The 14,899-nt window shown below is 72.9% G+C and carries 16 protein-coding genes; 9 read left to right on the forward strand and 7 right to left on the reverse strand.

What is annotated here, in order from left to right:
- Positions 1 to 17: 17 nt before the first annotated feature.
- The 3 genes from accB to R6Y94_RS14815 all read right to left on the reverse strand — a co-directional run bounded on the left by accB (position 18) and on the right by R6Y94_RS14815 (position 2,889).
- The gene (accB, locus tag R6Y94_RS14805; protein ID WP_412102765.1) at positions 18 to 560 is read right to left on the reverse strand and encodes an acetyl-CoA carboxylase biotin carboxyl carrier protein; all 543 of its coding nucleotides are present in this window, start codon (positions 558 to 560) and stop codon (positions 18 to 20) included.
- A gap of 194 nt (positions 561 to 754) precedes the next feature.
- On the reverse strand, positions 755 to 2,551 hold the full coding sequence (locus R6Y94_RS14810; RefSeq protein ID WP_318396417.1) for an acetyl-CoA carboxylase carboxyltransferase subunit alpha: 1,797 nt from the start codon (positions 2,549 to 2,551) through the stop codon (positions 755 to 757).
- Positions 2,548 to 2,889, reverse strand: coding sequence for a TcmI family type II polyketide cyclase (locus R6Y94_RS14815; protein WP_318396418.1), 342 nt, complete (start codon positions 2,887 to 2,889; stop codon positions 2,548 to 2,550). Before R6Y94_RS14815 ends, R6Y94_RS14810 begins: the two co-directional genes overlap by 4 nt.
- Positions 2,890 to 3,473: 584 nt before the next feature.
- Between R6Y94_RS14815 and R6Y94_RS14820 the strand changes: the two genes are divergently transcribed.
- From R6Y94_RS14820 to R6Y94_RS14835, 4 genes are all read left to right on the forward strand, one after another.
- Positions 3,474 to 4,265 carry an AfsR/SARP family transcriptional regulator gene (locus R6Y94_RS14820; RefSeq protein WP_318396452.1) on the forward strand — a complete coding sequence of 264 codons (792 nt, stop codon included), beginning with the start codon at positions 3,474 to 3,476 and terminating at the stop codon, positions 4,263 to 4,265.
- 334 nt (positions 4,266 to 4,599) lie between these two features.
- Positions 4,600 to 4,944 carry a TcmI family type II polyketide cyclase gene (locus R6Y94_RS14825; protein ID WP_318396419.1) on the forward strand — a complete coding sequence of 115 codons (345 nt, stop codon included), beginning with the start codon at positions 4,600 to 4,602 and terminating at the stop codon, positions 4,942 to 4,944.
- Positions 4,944 to 6,293 (forward strand): NAD(P)/FAD-dependent oxidoreductase, encoded by a 1,350-nt coding sequence (locus tag R6Y94_RS14830; protein ID WP_318396420.1) that lies wholly within the window; start codon positions 4,944 to 4,946, stop codon positions 6,291 to 6,293. Before R6Y94_RS14825 ends, R6Y94_RS14830 begins: the two co-directional genes overlap by 1 nt.
- 93 nt (positions 6,294 to 6,386) lie before the next feature.
- Entirely contained in the window at positions 6,387 to 7,310 is a 924-nt protein-coding gene (locus tag R6Y94_RS14835) for a helix-turn-helix domain-containing GNAT family N-acetyltransferase (protein WP_318396421.1), read from the forward strand.
- A 13-nt stretch (positions 7,311 to 7,323) separates the two neighbouring features.
- Here R6Y94_RS14835 and R6Y94_RS14840 read toward each other — a convergent pair whose 3' ends face one another.
- Positions 7,324 to 7,464 (reverse strand): hypothetical protein, encoded by a 141-nt coding sequence (locus tag R6Y94_RS14840; RefSeq protein WP_318396422.1) that lies wholly within the window; start codon positions 7,462 to 7,464, stop codon positions 7,324 to 7,326.
- Positions 7,458 to 8,462, reverse strand: a complete 1,005-nt coding sequence (locus R6Y94_RS14845) for a LacI family DNA-binding transcriptional regulator (protein WP_318396423.1) — start codon at positions 8,460 to 8,462, stop codon at positions 7,458 to 7,460. Before R6Y94_RS14845 ends, R6Y94_RS14840 begins: the two co-directional genes overlap by 7 nt.
- 342 nt (positions 8,463 to 8,804) lie before the next feature.
- On the opposite strand from R6Y94_RS14845, the gene R6Y94_RS14850 reads away from it, so the two are divergent.
- Genes R6Y94_RS14850 through R6Y94_RS14865 form a run of 4 tightly spaced genes read left to right on the forward strand, consistent with a single transcriptional unit; the run spans position 8,805 to position 12,654 of the window.
- Positions 8,805 to 9,731, forward strand: a complete 927-nt coding sequence (locus tag R6Y94_RS14850) for a PmoA family protein (protein ID WP_318396424.1) — start codon at positions 8,805 to 8,807, stop codon at positions 9,729 to 9,731.
- Complete coding sequence (locus R6Y94_RS14855) at positions 9,728 to 10,480, forward strand: cupin domain-containing protein (protein WP_318396425.1); 753 nt, start codon at positions 9,728 to 9,730, stop codon at positions 10,478 to 10,480. Before R6Y94_RS14850 ends, R6Y94_RS14855 begins: the two co-directional genes overlap by 4 nt.
- Positions 10,481 to 10,513: 33 nt before the next feature.
- On the forward strand, positions 10,514 to 11,593 hold the full coding sequence (locus R6Y94_RS14860) for a Gfo/Idh/MocA family oxidoreductase (protein WP_318396426.1): 1,080 nt from the start codon (positions 10,514 to 10,516) through the stop codon (positions 11,591 to 11,593).
- On the forward strand, positions 11,587 to 12,654 hold the full coding sequence (locus R6Y94_RS14865) for a PmoA family protein (protein WP_318396427.1): 1,068 nt from the start codon (positions 11,587 to 11,589) through the stop codon (positions 12,652 to 12,654). The genes R6Y94_RS14860 and R6Y94_RS14865 overlap by 7 nt, the downstream gene beginning before the upstream one ends.
- Positions 12,655 to 12,685: 31 nt before the next feature.
- Here the strand turns inward: R6Y94_RS14865 and R6Y94_RS14870 are convergent, their stop codons facing one another.
- On the reverse strand, positions 12,686 to 13,096 hold the full coding sequence (locus R6Y94_RS14870) for a nitroreductase family deazaflavin-dependent oxidoreductase (RefSeq protein WP_318396428.1): 411 nt from the start codon (positions 13,094 to 13,096) through the stop codon (positions 12,686 to 12,688).
- 177 nt (positions 13,097 to 13,273) lie between these two features.
- Positions 13,274 to 13,762 carry a DUF5994 family protein gene (locus tag R6Y94_RS14875; protein ID WP_318396429.1) on the reverse strand — a complete coding sequence of 163 codons (489 nt, stop codon included), beginning with the start codon at positions 13,760 to 13,762 and terminating at the stop codon, positions 13,274 to 13,276.
- Positions 13,763 to 14,704: 942 nt separating this feature from the next.
- On the opposite strand from R6Y94_RS14875, the gene R6Y94_RS14880 reads away from it, so the two are divergent.
- Positions 14,705 to 14,878 (forward strand): hypothetical protein, encoded by a 174-nt coding sequence (locus R6Y94_RS14880; RefSeq protein ID WP_318396430.1) that lies wholly within the window; start codon positions 14,705 to 14,707, stop codon positions 14,876 to 14,878.
- The last annotated feature ends 21 nt before the right edge of the window (positions 14,879 to 14,899 follow it).

Genomic DNA, 14,899 nt, shown 5'->3' on the forward strand with positions numbered 1-14,899 from the left:
CCGCACCGTCCTGGAAGTCACGCGGGTAGCAGGGCGATCAGTGGCTGCCCGAACTCGACCGGCTCGCCGTCCCGGACGAGCACCTCGGCGACCCGGCCGGCCTGGTCGGCGACCACCTCGTTCATCAGCTTCATCGCCTCGACGATGCAGACCACCTGACCGGGCTCCACCTTGTCCCCGACCTCGACGAACGGAGCACCGCCGGGTTCGGCGGCCCGGTAGCAGGTGCCGACCATCGGCGCGACGACGGTCCGGCGGCCGTCACCGTCGGCCACCCCATCGACGCCGCCGGTCGACGCGGTACGGGTGGCGGCGTCCGCCGGGGCGTGGCCGGGTGCGCCGGCCGGTCCCGGCGAACCGGGTACGCCGTGCCACTCGATCTCCAGCACGGTGTCGCCGCTACGCAGGTGGATCCGGCGTACGGGTCCGGCCGTCTCGGCCAGCAACCGGCCCGCCTGCCGGCGCAGTGCGGCAAGTTCCGTGCCCCGGTCGAGCGGCACGGCCGGTTCCGTCCGCCGGTCAGCGGGCACTGGCGGTTCCGCCCCCCGGTCGGCCGGCACGGACGGTTCCGTGCCCCGGTCGGACTGCGCGGTGGCGTCGCCCGGGTCCCGCGCGCCGTCCGGGGGGTCCGGGCGTACCGGCCGGCTGTCCGGGACGTCCGGCCCTGGCACGCGTCCGTCGCCGGTGCACCGCTCTCCCGCTGCCGGTCGCGCCGGTCCGGCCGGGCCCGGCTGTTCGGGGATCGCCGCGGCGGTCACTCCGGCCCCGCTTCCGACGGCAGCACGCTGGCCGCCGCACCGTACCGGCGGAAACGCCGCCGACGGCGCCGGACCAACTCTGCGGCGGGTACCTCGAGCAGCGGCGCCAGGTTCTCCAGCAACGCCCGGCGGAGCAGTCGGGCCGCGCCGGCGGGATTCCGGTGCGCACCCCCGGACGGCTCGGCGACGATCTCGTCGGCGACCCCGAGCCGCAGCAGATCGGGTGCGGTCAGCCGGAGCGCGTCGGCGGCCTGCGGCACGGCCGCCCGGTCGTGCCAGAGGATCGCGGCACAGCCCTCCGGGCTGATCACCGAGTAGACCGCGTTGCGCAGCATCAGTACCCGGTCCGCCACGGCCAACGCGAGCGCCCCGCCGCTGCCGCCCTCGCCGATGATGACCGCGACGACCGGGATCGGCAGCCCGGTCATCGCGAGGATGCTCTCGGCGATCGCGGCGGCCTGGCCCTGTTGCTCGGCCTCCACCCCCGGGTAGGCGCCCGGCGTGTCGATCAGCGTCACCACCGGTAGTCCCAGGCGGGCGGCGAGTCGCATCACCCGCATCGCCTTGCGGTAGCCGGCCGGGCTGGCCATCCCGAAGTTGCGGGCCCGCAGCTCCCTCGGCTGGTGCCCCTTCTGGTGCCCGACCACGGCGACGTACCGGTCGCCGAGCCGGGCCAGCCCGGCGACGACCGCCGCGCAGTCGACGCCGAGCCGGTCACCGTGCAGCTCGACGAACCCGTCGAAGGCGGTGGCCAGGTAGTCCAGCGTGGTCGGCCGGCCGGTGTGCCGGGCGGACCGGACGATCCGCCAGGCATCGGTCCAGTCGTCCGGGCCGGCGTCCCCGCGCCACGTCCCGGCGGCCGGGTCGGCCGCGGCGCCCGACAGGCCGTTCGGCGGCGGCAGCGCTCCGGTCGCACGGTCCGGAGTCGACGCCGTCCGGGCCGGACGGCCCGGGGCCGAGGCGGCAGCGGCGAGCAGCCAGCGCAGCCTGGCCCGCAGCGCCCGCCGCTCCACCACCATGTCGACCTGGCCGTGCCGGAGCAGGAAGTCGGTGGTCTGGAAGTCGGCCGGCAGCGTCTGCCGGATGGTCTCCCGGATCACCCGGGGACCGGCGAAACCCAGTCGGGAACCGGTCTCGGCGAGCACGATGTCGGTGCAGGTCGCGAAGGACGCGGCCACTCCGCCGTAGGTGGGATCGGTGACCAGGCTGACGGTCAGCAGTCCCGCCTCGCGCAGCGCGGCGATCGCCTGGCTGATGGTGGCCATCTGCATGAGCGCCAGCACGCCCTCCTGCATCCGGGCGCCACCGGACGCGGTGACCAGCAACAGCGGCAGGCGGTTGGTCAGGGCGTGCTCGGCGGCCCGGGTGATCAGCTCCCCGGTGACCGAGCCGAGACTGCCGCCGAGGAACCGGAAGTCCATCACGGCCAGTACCAGGCCGTACCCACCGAGCGTGGCGGTACCGCAGAGCACCGCCTCGGCCAGGCCGGTCTCCGCCCGGGCGGCGGCGAGCCGCTGCGGGTACGGCATCGAGTCGACAAATCCGATCGGGTCGACCTGGGTCGCCGGGCCGGGCAACTGCCGGAACGTGTCCCGGTCGACGAGCTGGGCTATCCGGTCGGGCGCGTCCAACCGGCGGTGGTCACCACACTCGGGGCAGACGTCGAGGTTGCGCCGTAGCCGCTTGCGGTAGAGCAGCGCCGGGCAGGAGCGGCAACGTGTCCACGGCTGCTGGTCGAGGTCGGCGGTGCCACGCCGGCGCGGGATGGTGCCGGTCGGCGTAACCCCGGTCATCGCCGTGCCCCCAGGTCGGTCGGGGCGTCCCAGCGGTAGAAGCAGCGCGCCATGGCGTCCGCCGGTACCCGCCAGTTCGCCAGGTACGGCGTGACGTGCGAGGCCAGCCGCTCGCTGACCCGGACGAACTCGGGGTGTCGGCGGGCGTTCTCCACGGCGGCGGAACCCGGACTCTCCGTCTCGATCAGGTGCACGTACAGGTCGTGCAGCCGGTAGAGCGAACGGTGCCGTACACCCACCAGTCGGGGCAGCTCAGTCCGGTCCGACTCGGCGAAGATCTGCGCGACCTGTCCTTCGGCGGCCGGCACGACCTTCGCGACGATCAGTGAGCGATCCATGACGCAGCCTCCCTGGGCGATTCCGCGATCCGGATGGGTGACACCGGCACCCGGCCGCGACAAGAGCCTCTCCCCCGGCTTCTCCCCCGACTGCGACCTCGTCCGAACGACTGGTGACCACCCTGCCCACCGGGTGTCAACGGAATGTCACCCGATCGCGTACGACTGCTCCCCGACACGGTGACGCTCTGGTGACGGCGGTCCGGCACAATGCCCGCCCGTGCCTGGGCAGAACGGCTCGGACGAAGCGCTGCGGCGACCGTCCGCGACCGCTCATGCCCAGCTCAGGGCGGTTGTGCAGGGACCGAACGGCCAGGTCGGATTGCCGACCGGCGGATTGACCGAGCGTAACGGTGATTGATAACGTTCGTCACGCTTTGCGGTGTCGGTGCCCGACCGGGCACGACGCCCCCCGAGCGGCATCGGCATACCGGAGAGCCGGGCGGGGCGGTCCGGGCAGGGCGGACTTCGGGACACGGGTTCCGGGTGCAGGAGGGTGGGCCGTGACTCCTGACGAGAGCGAGCCGCGCGACGAGGCACGCCGGGCACCGGCCCACCCGTCACCGCGCCAGTTCGGCCGGACGATCCACCTGTTCCTGCTGGACGGCTTCAACCTGCTGCACGACGGGACTCCGGTGGTCGTACCCCGTGGACTGCAACGGATCATCGCGCTGGTCGGATTGCGGCCGGGCGCGACCCGGGCACACCTGGCCGGTCTGCTGTGGCCGGACACCCCGGAGGAGCGGGCGATGTCGTCCCTGCGTACGGCGCTGTGGCGGCTGCGTCAGGAGGGCAGTTGCCCGGTGCTCACCACCGGCGACACGGTCCGGCTCGATCCGGCGGTACGGCTGGACATCGACGACCTCGTCCGGGCCGCCGAGCGGGTACGCGACGGCGGCGACCCCCGCTGGGCGGCGAGGATCCGTGGCGCCGGACGGCACGACCTGCTCCCCGGCTGGTACGACGAGTGGGTGCTGCTGGAGCGCGAGCGGCTGCGCCAGCTCCGCCTGCACATGCTGGAGGACATCGCCCGGGGTCACCTGCACGCCGGGCAGCACGGCGAGGCGTTGCAGGCCGCTCTCGAGGCGGTCCGCGCCGAACCGCTGCGAGAGACGCCGCACCGTCTGATCGTCGAGATCCACCTCGACGAGGGCAACGCGTACGAGGCGCTCCAGGCCTTCTACGTCTACCGTGACCTGCTGCTCCGCGAACTTCAGCTAGAGCCGTCCGAGACGATGTCCGCCCTGCTCAGTGACCTGCTCGCGCCCATCGCCCGGCCGAGGGGGGCCCGCCTGTCGGGTGCCCGGCCGTCGCCGGGGCGCGCGGGGGCGTACCCCGACCGGTCGGCGCTGCCGGCGATGCCGGTGCGGCGCTGATCCCCGGCCCCGCGTCACCGGCACGGCAGCCGGTCTCTCCGTCGCTGCGGCGCGGCGCCGCATCGTGGCGCGGCGGCGGGCGGCACGGCGGCGCATTCTGGCTCGGCGGCGTCACCGCCGCGTCACCGGAGGACGACGACGGCGCCGGCGGTCGGTGACGGTCGGGTGACGTCAGCGCCGGCATGGTGATCGAGCCCGATCGGACGGCCGGCAGGTTGTCCGGGCCGCACCTGGTCCGGAGGCCCTGCCGGACCCGGGTCCGGGGCGGCCAGCCCGCCCGGCGGTTCCGTTCCCTCCCCAGCCTGACGGCGAGAGCATCCACCGAAGGAGTCCAATGAATCGCGTACTGATCGTCGGCAGGATCGTCCCGGGCACCGAGGAGGAGATCGCGAAGATCCTCGCGGAGTCCGACAACACCGACCTGCACACCGTCACCGGTGTGCGGCACCGCTCGCTCTACCACCTCGACGATCTCTGCCTGCACCTGATGGAGACCGACGACTCCGCGCCGGCCCGGTTGGAGCAGGCGAACCGGCATCCGCTCTTCGTCGGCGTGCAACAGCGGCTGGGTGCGTACATCTCGCCGTACTCGCCGAACTGGCGGTCGCCGCGCGACGCGATGGCGCGGTGCTTCTACCGCTGGGACGGCCCGGACGCGACGGCCGCGGAAGGGACCTGATGCGCACCAGCCCGATGCATGTGATCGTCATCGGTGCCGGTACCGGGGGCATGTGCCTGGCGCACGGCCTCCGGCGGGCCGGCATCAGCGTCGCCGTCTACGAGCGGTACCGCGACCGTGGCGACGGCCTGCTCGGCTACCGGGTCGGGATCAACCCGACCGGCTGCCGTGCGCTGCGGGAGTGCCTGCCGCCGGAGCTGTTCACCACGTTCCTCGCCACCTGCGCCCAGCCGCCCCGGTATTTCAACGTGCTCACCGAGCAACTGCACCGCACGGCCTCCTTCGCGCTGCGCCCCGAGGCCGACCCGACCAGCATCGACCAGTCGGTCTCCCGGATGACGCTGCGCCAGGTGCTGCTGACCGGTATGGACGACGTAGTGCACTTCGGCAAGACGTTCACGCACTACGCGCAGCACGACGACGGCCGGGTCACCGCGTACTTCGCCGACGGCACCTCGGCCACCGGGGACCTGCTGGTCGCCGCCGACGGCACGCACTCCGCGGTACGCCGGCAGTACCTGCCGCACGCCGAGGTAAGGGACGCCGGGAGCATCAACATCGCGAGCAAGATCCCGCTGACCGAGCAGACCCGTGGCCTGCTCACCGAGGAGATGCACCGGGGCATCTCGCTGATCTTCGGTGCCGGCGGCGTGATGGGCGTACTGCACGTCATGGAGTTCGGGTGGGACCAGCGCGGCTCGGTCAAGCCCGGGGTCGGGGTCACCGACGCCCGGCTGATCGGGCAGTGGCCCGGGCTGCTCTTCGACAACACCCGGGACTGCATCAACCTGATCATCTGGAGCGCCGCCGACCGCTTCCCGTCCGACGTGCTGGAGTTGCGCGGCGAGCGCCTCGCCGAGGTCGCCCGGGAGCTGACCCGGAACTGGCATCCGAACCTGCGCGAACTGTTGCGGCTCAGCGACACCGGCAGCGTCATCCCGATCAAGGTCGCCACCTCGGTACCGGTGCAGCCCTGGCCGAGCAGCAATGTGACCCTGCTGGGCGACGCGATCCACACCATGACGCCGGGGCGGGGGGTGGGCGCCAACACCGCGTTGCGGGACGCCGCGCTGCTGCACCGACAACTGGTCGCGGCGGCGGCCGGCGCCAAGCCGTTGCTCGGGAGCATCGCGGACTACGAGACGGAGATGATCCGGTACGGCTTCGCCCGGGTCGCCGACTCGCTGCGGACCAACGGCACCAACGGCGACGACCCGATCTACAAGCCGGTCATCGGCCGGTTCGCGATGCTGGCCGCGCGCGGCTATTTCAGCGTGACCAGCCGGCTTCCGCCGCTGCGCCGCCGGTTCGTCGACGAGCTGTACAACTACCGGGGCGCGGAGACCTGACCGGCCGCCCGGCACCCGACCTGGGCTTAGCTGCGGTCGGACCGAAGAAGGCAAGACTCTTGACATTGGCAAAGGATTTGTTGAAATAGGCATATGGCTTCCCCGCTGACACCCCAGGCGAGCGCGGTACGCGACTTCAACCGCTTCTACACCCGGATCATCGGCGTGCTCGACGAAGGAATGGTCCACACGCCCTTCTCGCTCACCGACGGCAGGGTGATCTACGAGCTGGCCCAGCGCCCGGCCACCGAGGTGCCGACACTCCGCCGCGAACTGGGACTGGACCCCGGCTACCTGAGCCGCATCCTGTCCCGGTTCGCCGCCGACGGACTGGTGGAGCGCAGCCAGTCACCGGTCGACGCCCGCCGGCAGGTGGTCACGCTGACCGAGGCCGGGCGGGCCGCGTACGACCTGTTGAACCAGCGGACCCAGACCGAGATCGAGGGCCTGCTGACCCGGCTGCCGGCGGCGGACCGGGAACGGCTGGTCGAGGCGATGCGGACGATCCGGGGAGTGCTCGGCGAGGCGACGCCGCCCCGGGCGTACCTGCTGCGGCCGGTCCGTCCCGGCGACCTCGGCTGGGTGGTGCACCGGCACGGCGTCCGGTACGCCGAGGAGTACGGCTGGGACATCACCTGCGAGGCCTTGGCCGCCCGGATCGTCGCCGAGTACGTCGAGGGGCGCGACCCCCGCCGCGAGGAGGCCTGGATCGCCGAGCTGGACGGCGCGCCGGTGGGCTGCGTCTTCTGCGTCCGCCGGGACGACGAGGTGGCCCAGTTGCGCCTGCTGCTGGTCGAGCCGGAGGCCCGGGGGCTGGGCATCGGCACCCGTCTGGTCGACGAGTGCCTGCGTTTCGCCCGCCGGGCCGGTTACCGCGAGATCATGCTCTGGACCAACGACGTACTCGCCGACGCCCGGCGGATCTACGAGAAGGCCGGCTTCGAGCTGCGCGAACAGGCTCCACACCACAGCTTCGGCCACGACCTGGTGGAGCAGACCTGGTGGCGACGGCTCTGAGCGGTCGACCAGTTCACCGGGCGGTCGCCGCCGGCAGAGCGCCGAGTTCCTCGACCACCCCGGTCAGTCCCCGGCGCTGCTCGCGCAGAGCCGCCGGACGGCCGGCACCGCTCCCACCCACCCGGCGCGACAGCCACTCCGAGCGGGTCAGCACAGCGCGGGCGTACTGTCCCGGACGACCACCTCGGCACGGATCCGGCGCAGTCGGGGCCGTTCGGCCCGGGGCTGCATGACGAGTTCCAGGGCGGCGGTGCCGACCTCCTCCAGCGGCAGTCGCACCGTGGTGAGCGACGGCGTGACGTCCCGGAGCGTGACGATGTCGTCGAAGCCGGCCACCGCCATCCCGCCGGGCAGCGGTACCCCGTGGTCGCGCAGCGCCGAGATGGCGCCGACCGCCATCACGTCGTTGACCGCGAAGACGCAACCGGTCCGGAGGTCGCGAGCGAGCAGCTCCCGCATGGTGGCGTAACCGCCGTCCCGGGTGAAGTCGCCGTACGCCACCTGCGTCCTCGACAGCGTGACACCGCGGTCGGCGAGCCCGGCCTGGAACCCGGCGAGCCGGTCCCGGGCGGTGAGCAGGTGCCGCGGCCCGGCGAGTACGGCGAACCGCCGGTGCCCCAGCTCGACCAGCCGACGGGCGAGCAGTCTGGCCCCCTCCCGGTTCTCCAGCAGCACCGTGTCGATCGGCAGGACGCGCTGGCTGATCAGCGCGACCCGGGCGCCCGCCTCCTCCAGGATCCGCAACTGGGCGCCGAGCCGGTCCCGCAGCGCCCGGTCGGCGGTCCGGCTGCCGGCCAGGATGACGGCGCGGGGCCGCTGGCCGCGCAGGGTCGCCAGGTAGTCGAGTTCCCGCTCGGTCCGGCCGGTGGTGCTGTACATCATCACGATGCTGCCGTGCCGCTCGGCGGCGCGCATCACGCCGGCCGCGATGGACGAGAAGAACGGGTCCGCGATGTCGTGTACCAACAGCCCGACCACGTTCGTGCGGCCCCGGGCCATCGCCTGGGCGGGCGCGTTGGCGGAATAGTTCAGCGTGGCGGCGGCGGCGAGCACCCGGTCCATCAGATCCGCCCGCACCTGTCGGGTGCCGCTGCCGTTGAGCACCCGCGACGCCGTCGCCACCGACACCCCGGCCTCGTGGGCCACATCCATCAGCGTGACGGTTCTGGACGATCGCTTGATCATGGTGGCTGCCCCGCGAAGCTGGTCGGTGTGGCGTCCGGGCCGGCGACCCCGCCCGGCATCCGCACCCTACCGCCGGGCCCCGCGATCGGGTCCACAGTGGCCTCCCGGCCGGTTACCACCGCACCAGCCGGCCGGTGACGGCAGCGGACCAGCCCACTCCGTCCGCCCCGGCAGGTCGAGCGGCCGGCACAGGTCGCGGAGTGGCCGCCGAAAGTCTTTCGGGCCGTGCTGGATCTTGACGTTGCAGATGGAAGGCGGTTAGCTCGGGAAAGCGGTTACCGCACGCCACCGAAAGGCACCGTCGCTTCCATGACCTCCGCGTCCCACACCACCGCCCGGCTCAGCGTCACCCACGAACACGGCCGTCAGGTCGTCGTCAACGCGGACGGCGTGGACATCGCGACCTACGTGTACGACCCCCCGACCCCGGCCTTCGAATCACCCAAGCCCTACCTGCACCCGCTGCGTACCCTCGACGGAGCCCTGGTCTCGGCGTACCGGCCGAACGACCACCGGTGGCACAAGGGGCTCCAGATGACCATCTCGCACCTGTCCGGGCAGAACTTCTGGGGCGGCAACTCGTACGTGCACGGCGAGGGCTACCAGGTGCGGGACAACGTCGGCCGGATGCGGCACGACGCCTTCGACCTGGTCGACGCCAGCCCGACCGAGCTGACCCTGCGGGAGTCGCTGACCTGGATCACCTCGACCGACGAAGACTGGGTCGCGGAGCGGCGGGAACTGCGGATCCACGGGGTGGACCCCGGACGCGGCACCTGGATGCTCGACTTCCGTACCGAACTGCGCAACATCCGCGGCGCGGAGCTGCGGGTCGGCAGCCCGACCACGCACGGCCGGCCGAACGCCGGCTACACGGGGTTCTTCTGGCGGGGGCCGCGCGGCTGGACCGGTGGCGAGATCATCACCGCCGACGGCGGCGGCGGCCCGGAGACCATGGGCCGGCAGTCCCCGTGGTTGGCGTACACCGCCGAGCACGACGAGGTCGACGGCGGCGGCACCGTCCTCGTCTTCGCCGGCACCTCCAGCGCGGCGGTCCCGCTGAAGTGGTTCGTCCGCAACACCCCGTTCCCGGCCGTCAACCCCTCGCCCGCCTTCGACGAGGAGGTGGTGCTCGCCCCCGACGAGACCCTCCGGCTGACCCACCGGGTGGTCTTCGCCGACCGGGCCTGGCAGCGGGCCGAGATCGAGGCGTTCGCCGCGGAGCACGCTCCGTGACCGCCGACGACGGCACACCGCCACCCTTTCCCGGCGCCGTCGGCATCACCAACCTGCGGGTCTATCCCTGGCAGACCGACGACGGCCTGCACGGCGGCACGCCGCACGTGCACCTGTGCTGCACCGAGTGCTACGTCGTGGTGGGCGGCCAGGGGCGGCTACAGACCCTGACCCGGCGGGGTTTCGAGGAATCGCCGCTGGCCCCGGGCGACGTGCTCTGGTTCACCCCGGGCACCATCCATCGGGCGGTCAACGACGACGGCGCGCTCCAGGTCGTCGTGATCATGCAGAACAGCGGGCTGCCGGAGGCCGGCGACGCGGTCCTCACGCTGCCGCCCGAACAGCTCGCCGACGTGGCGACGTACCGGCGGGCGGTCTCGCTGACCGGGCCGAACGGATCCGCCCCGCCCTCGGCCGAACGGGCCCGGGCCCGCCGCGACCTCGCCATCGAGGGGTTCGCCGAACTCCGCCGCCGGTGCGCGGCCGGCGACACCGCCGCGCTCGACGACTTCTACGCGGCGGCCGCCGCCCTGGTACGCCCGCAGCTCGACGCCTGGCAGGAGCGGTGGGAGCAGGGGCCGGCGGCGGTGAGCCGGCAGACCGGAGAACAGCTCGACGCGCTGCGGGGCGGCGACCACAGCCACCTCGCCGGCGCCACCGTCACCCGGATCGTCCAACCCGAACAGACGACGCTCGGCATGTGCGGCTTCCTCTCCCCGTACGACCCGCTCCGCGCCCGGCGCGACTGAGCACCCTTGCACCACGTCGCTAAGGAGCACCTTGTGGAACCCATCCGCGTCGCCGTGGTCGGGACCGGAAACATCGCCCGGCTGCACGCCGAGGCGCTGCGGCAACTCGACGACGAGGTGCGCCTCGTCGGTGCCGTCGACACCGACGCCGGCCGGCTGTCGGCGTTCTGCGACCGGTACGACGTACCGGCCCGGCACCCCGACGTGGCCAGCCTGCTGGAGAAGGAGCGGCCCGAACTGCTGCACGTCTGCACCCCGCCCGGCTCGCACCACGAACTGGCCCTCGCAGGTCTGCGGGCCGGGGCCAACGTGCTGGTCGAGAAGCCGCCGACGCTGAACCTCGGCGAACTCGACGAGCTGGCCGAGGCGGAGCAGCGGTACGGGGCGGCGCTGGCCACCGTCTTCCAGCACCGGTTCGGCACCGGCGCGCTGCGGCTGCGCGCCCTGCTCGCCGCCGGGGTGCTGGGCCGGCCGCTGATGGCGGTCTGCCACACCACCTGGTTCCGCCCGCAGTCCTACTTCGACGTGGAGTGGCGCGGGCGCTGGGACACCGAGGGCGGCGGCCCGACGATGGGCCACGGAATCCACCAGATGGACCTGCTCTGCGCGATCCTCGGCGACTGGACCGAGGTCTCCGCCCTGGCCCGGCAGCAGGCCCGGCGCTCCGAGACCGAGGACCTGAGCATGGCGCACGTCAGCTTCGCCAACGGCGCGGTGGCCAGCGTGGTGAACAGCCTGCTGTCGATTCGCGAGGAGAGCTACCTGCGGTTCGACTTCGAGCGGGCCACGGTCGAGGTGACCCACCTGTACGGCTACGGCGACGACGACTGGCGGATCACCCCCGCACCGGAGTACGCCGAGGAGGTGCTCGCGGCCTGGCGGACCGGCGCGGCCGGGGTCCGCAGCAGTCACCAGGCGCAGTTCGCCCAGGTGGTCCGGAGCCTGCGTGCCGGTACCCCGCCGCCGGTGACCTCGGCGGATACCCGGCGGACGATGCGACTCGTCGCCGGGGTGTACGCGTCGGCGTTCACCCGCAGACCCGTCCGGCCGGACGACCTGGGTGAGCACTCGCCGTTCTACCGGCGGATGCAGGGGGACGGACCGCGATGGTGAGCAGTCCACTGGTGCCCGCCGCGGCCACACCGCCACCGGCCGTGCCCGTCCCGGCGGCCCGGCCGCCGCTGCCCGCCGCCGTACCGGACCCGGCCGGGGTCACCGGCGGTCCGGGGAACGGGTTGGCCGTCACCCACGACGTCGGCCGGTCGGTGCGGGTCGGCTGGGGCGGCGCGGAACTGTTCCACTACGTCTACACCCCGGCCGAACCCCGGGAGGAAGCGCCGCGACCCTACTTCCACCCGCTGCGGACCCTCGCCGGCAACATCGTCAGCCTGTACCGGCCGCACGACCACCTCTGGCACAAGGGGCTCTGCTTCGGCATCTCCCACTTCGGGCCGGACAACTTCTGGGGCGGATCGACCTACCTGCGCGGCCAGGGGTACCGCAAGCTCGACAACATCGGGGTGGTCGAGCACCTCGACTTCCCGGCGCTGCGCAGCGACCCCGACGCCGTACGCCTCGTACAGCGGCTGCGCTGGGTGGGCCGGGACGGCCGCCCGGTGGTCTCGGAGCGGCGTCGACTGGCGGTGGCGGTGTGGGCCAACCAGAGCGCGTGGCGGTTGCGGTTCGAGACCGCATTGCGCAACGACGGCGACGCGGTGATCACGATCGGCAGCCCGACCACCCAGGGCCGGGACAATGCCGGCTACGGCGGACTCTTCTGGCAGGGACCGCGCTCGTTCCGGGGCGGCCGGGTGGTGACCCCGACCGGAGTCGGCGCGGACGAACTGATGGGCTGGCGGGGTCCGTGGCTCGGCTTCGTCGGCCGGCACGACGGCATGGGGCCGGCCGAGACCCTGGCGTCGACGCTGGTCTTCCGGGACGATCCGGCGAATCCGGGCGCACCCACCCGGTGGTTCGTCCGCACCGAGCCGTACGGCTGTCTCGGCCCGGCCCCGTTCTTCGACCAGGAGTACCCGTTCGTGCCCGGCACCGAGCTACGGCTCCGCTACGACGTCGTGGTCGCCGACGGCGAACGGGACCCGGCCGGCTGCGCCCGGTTGGCCGAACGGGCCGGCGCGACCGAGTTGCTGACCGACCCGGCCGGGGACAGGTGATGCTTGCCGGGCGGCGGGGGAGCACGGTCGGTCAGCGTCGTGGCGTGAACCGCACGAAGGGGATCCGCCTGCCCACCTCGCGGTAGTCCGACACGCTCCCGTCGACCTCGAAGCCCATTATCTTGCAGAGCCTTCGGGCGGCCGCAGGGTGACGCGGCGCGTACCGGGCCATGATCTCCGCGCCCGCGTCGGCGGGAATCGGCACGGCGGTCACCTCGAGCGTCCGGTTGCCGACCTGGATGGTGGCCTCCGGGGTCTTCACGACGTTGCGGTACCAGTCCGCGCGCTTGCCGAAACCGGAGGCTGCCACATAACCGTGCTCGTCGTGTTCGAGGACCTCGACAACCGCCTGCCGGTGGATGCCGGAAAGCCGGCCGACGTGGCTGAGCACTCGCACACGGCGGTCCTGCCGATCCGTCCCGACCTGGATCCTCCGGGACACCGCACGGATTCGCCAGCGGTCCTGCCGTCGCCGGGCAGGACTGCGCGAAGCGGTCGGACTGACCGGCCCGGACCTGCCGCCAGGCTGGCCCTCGCCGACCGGGGCGGCTCGCCGGCGGCGCCGGTCGTCAGGGAGTGACGCGCCCGTCGGCGGACCCGTGGGGGTCCGCTCGGCTTGTCACCGCCCTCGTGGCCCGGTGCTCTCCGTTCGAGGAGCCGCACCGGCACCCTCGGCGAGGATCGCCGGTGCGCGCATGGTGTTGGTCGGATCGGCTGCCGTGGCCATCGCCCGCTCGGCCGCCGCGGCCGTGCTGCCGGGCGGCACGACGAGCAGGTCGAGCTGGTCTCCACGGTCGGTGGTGGCGATCAACAGTGCGGCATCCAGCGAGCTGAACCAGCCCACCCGGACGACGTCGTCGCCGGCCGCGAGTCGGCGGAACCGCACGTCCCACGCGCTGCTGTTGAGTACCACGTTCCGGATCCGTCCGTAGCGGCCGGAGAGAGCCAGCACAAGTCCGGGGAGTTCAGCCACCGGATCCCAGGACCGGGGCCACCAACCGCCGTCCAGGACCGCCCCGCGGGTTCGGGCGGGGGGAAGCGACAGTCGGGGTGACGAGGGCGGTGCCGACGGAACCCTCGTCTCGCGTTGAGCTGCGGTAAGCATCATCAGCCATCCTTCTCGGTCCAGGGGTGAGGTTGCGCGGCGCTCGGCCGGCGGCTGCCGTTTTCGTCGGCGAGCCGGCCCGCCGGGCCGATGCGCTCCGACGGTCCGCTACCAGGCGGTCGATCAGTATCGGCGGGCTCGGGACGGCCTCACCTTGGCAACCGGATGCCGGCGCTGCCCGGCGGTTCCTCGGGCGGGCACGCCCGGGTTAGCCGACGGTGGCGGAATCCTGGGCCTCGAACCGAGGCCCAGGATCCCGTACCGTCCGACCCGGGCGGCTGGCGTGCTGAGCCCGGGCCGGTGCTGTGGGGGCCGCCGGATGCTCGGCGGTCGTGATGGCGCGAACCGCCGGGCCGGGGCGGGTGGCGAGAAAGGCTTCCGCGGACGGCCGGCCAGGGGGCTCAGAGGGCCGCTTCGGTGCCGTTCGACCGCGCCGGGCTGCCGAACCTTGTCATCGCTGGACCCTCATCTCGGCGGTGGTGCACGGAGTCCGTAAACCCGTAGCGCCGGGGTCCAGGGGAACAACCTCAGCCTAGCCCCGAACCAGATTCCCCGTACGCCCTCAATGTCGGAATTCGTCGTCGGCCGGAGAACGGGTCGGCCAATGCCACCTCCCCTGCGATCGGCGGGTACGCGCCCGGGCGCCGGGGTGTGGCGGTGCCGCGCGCCCCGGCCACCGGATCCGCCGACCGTCGCTCCGGCCGGCTCGGTACGGCACACCGTCGCCCCCGGAGGATCCACGCCGCCCGTCGACGCTCCGGCACGGCGTACTGTTTGAGGTTGGCCCGCCAACGCGCTCACCTGAACGCGACGGAACGTCGGCGGTCAGCACAGGCCGGATCAGGCTCGATGGCAGACCTGCGGCTGCCATCGGCGACGGACCGGACAAGATCCGTCCCATGGTCTACCGCAGCTGACCGAAATCGCGTGCGAGGAGAGGGACGAGTGGAAATCGACAAGCTGAAGATCATGGAATGGTTGCGCGGTCGCGGTCAGAATGTCAGGGCCGACTGGATCGACCGGGAGCTACCGGACCGGGTCGACACCGTCCGTCACGCGGGCCTGCTCGCGACGCTCGGCCTCGATCCCGCCGACCTGGCGGACCGGCCGGCGCCGTGAAATCGCGTCCGGCCGGTCGTT

Source organism: Plantactinospora sp. KLBMP9567 (assembly GCF_033446045.1).
In the GTDB taxonomy this organism is placed as follows: Bacteria; Actinomycetota; Actinomycetes; order Mycobacteriales; family Micromonosporaceae; genus Plantactinospora.

Excerpts from the sequence above, each read along its gene's own strand:
- R6Y94_RS14830 (WP_318396420.1), top strand. The coding sequence starts at position 4,944 with ATGCGCACCAGCCCGATGCATGTGATCGTCATCGGTGCCGGTACCGGG.
- R6Y94_RS14815 (WP_318396418.1), bottom strand. The coding sequence starts at position 2,889 with ATGGATCGCTCACTGATCGTCGCGAAGGTCGTGCCGGCCGCCGAAGGA.
- R6Y94_RS14875 (WP_318396429.1), bottom strand. The coding sequence starts at position 13,762 with ATGATGCTTACCGCAGCTCAACGCGAGACGAGGGTTCCGTCGGCACCG.
- R6Y94_RS14845 (WP_318396423.1), bottom strand. The coding sequence starts at position 8,462 with ATGGATGTGGCCCACGAGGCCGGGGTGTCGGTGGCGACGGCGTCGCGG.
- R6Y94_RS14825 (WP_318396419.1), top strand. The coding sequence starts at position 4,600 with ATGAATCGCGTACTGATCGTCGGCAGGATCGTCCCGGGCACCGAGGAG.
- R6Y94_RS14850 (WP_318396424.1), top strand. The coding sequence starts at position 8,805 with ATGACCTCCGCGTCCCACACCACCGCCCGGCTCAGCGTCACCCACGAA.
- R6Y94_RS14865 (WP_318396427.1), top strand. The coding sequence starts at position 11,587 with ATGGTGAGCAGTCCACTGGTGCCCGCCGCGGCCACACCGCCACCGGCC.
- R6Y94_RS14835 (WP_318396421.1), top strand. The coding sequence starts at position 6,387 with ATGGCTTCCCCGCTGACACCCCAGGCGAGCGCGGTACGCGACTTCAAC.
- R6Y94_RS14810 (WP_318396417.1), bottom strand. The coding sequence starts at position 2,551 with ATGACCGGGGTTACGCCGACCGGCACCATCCCGCGCCGGCGTGGCACC.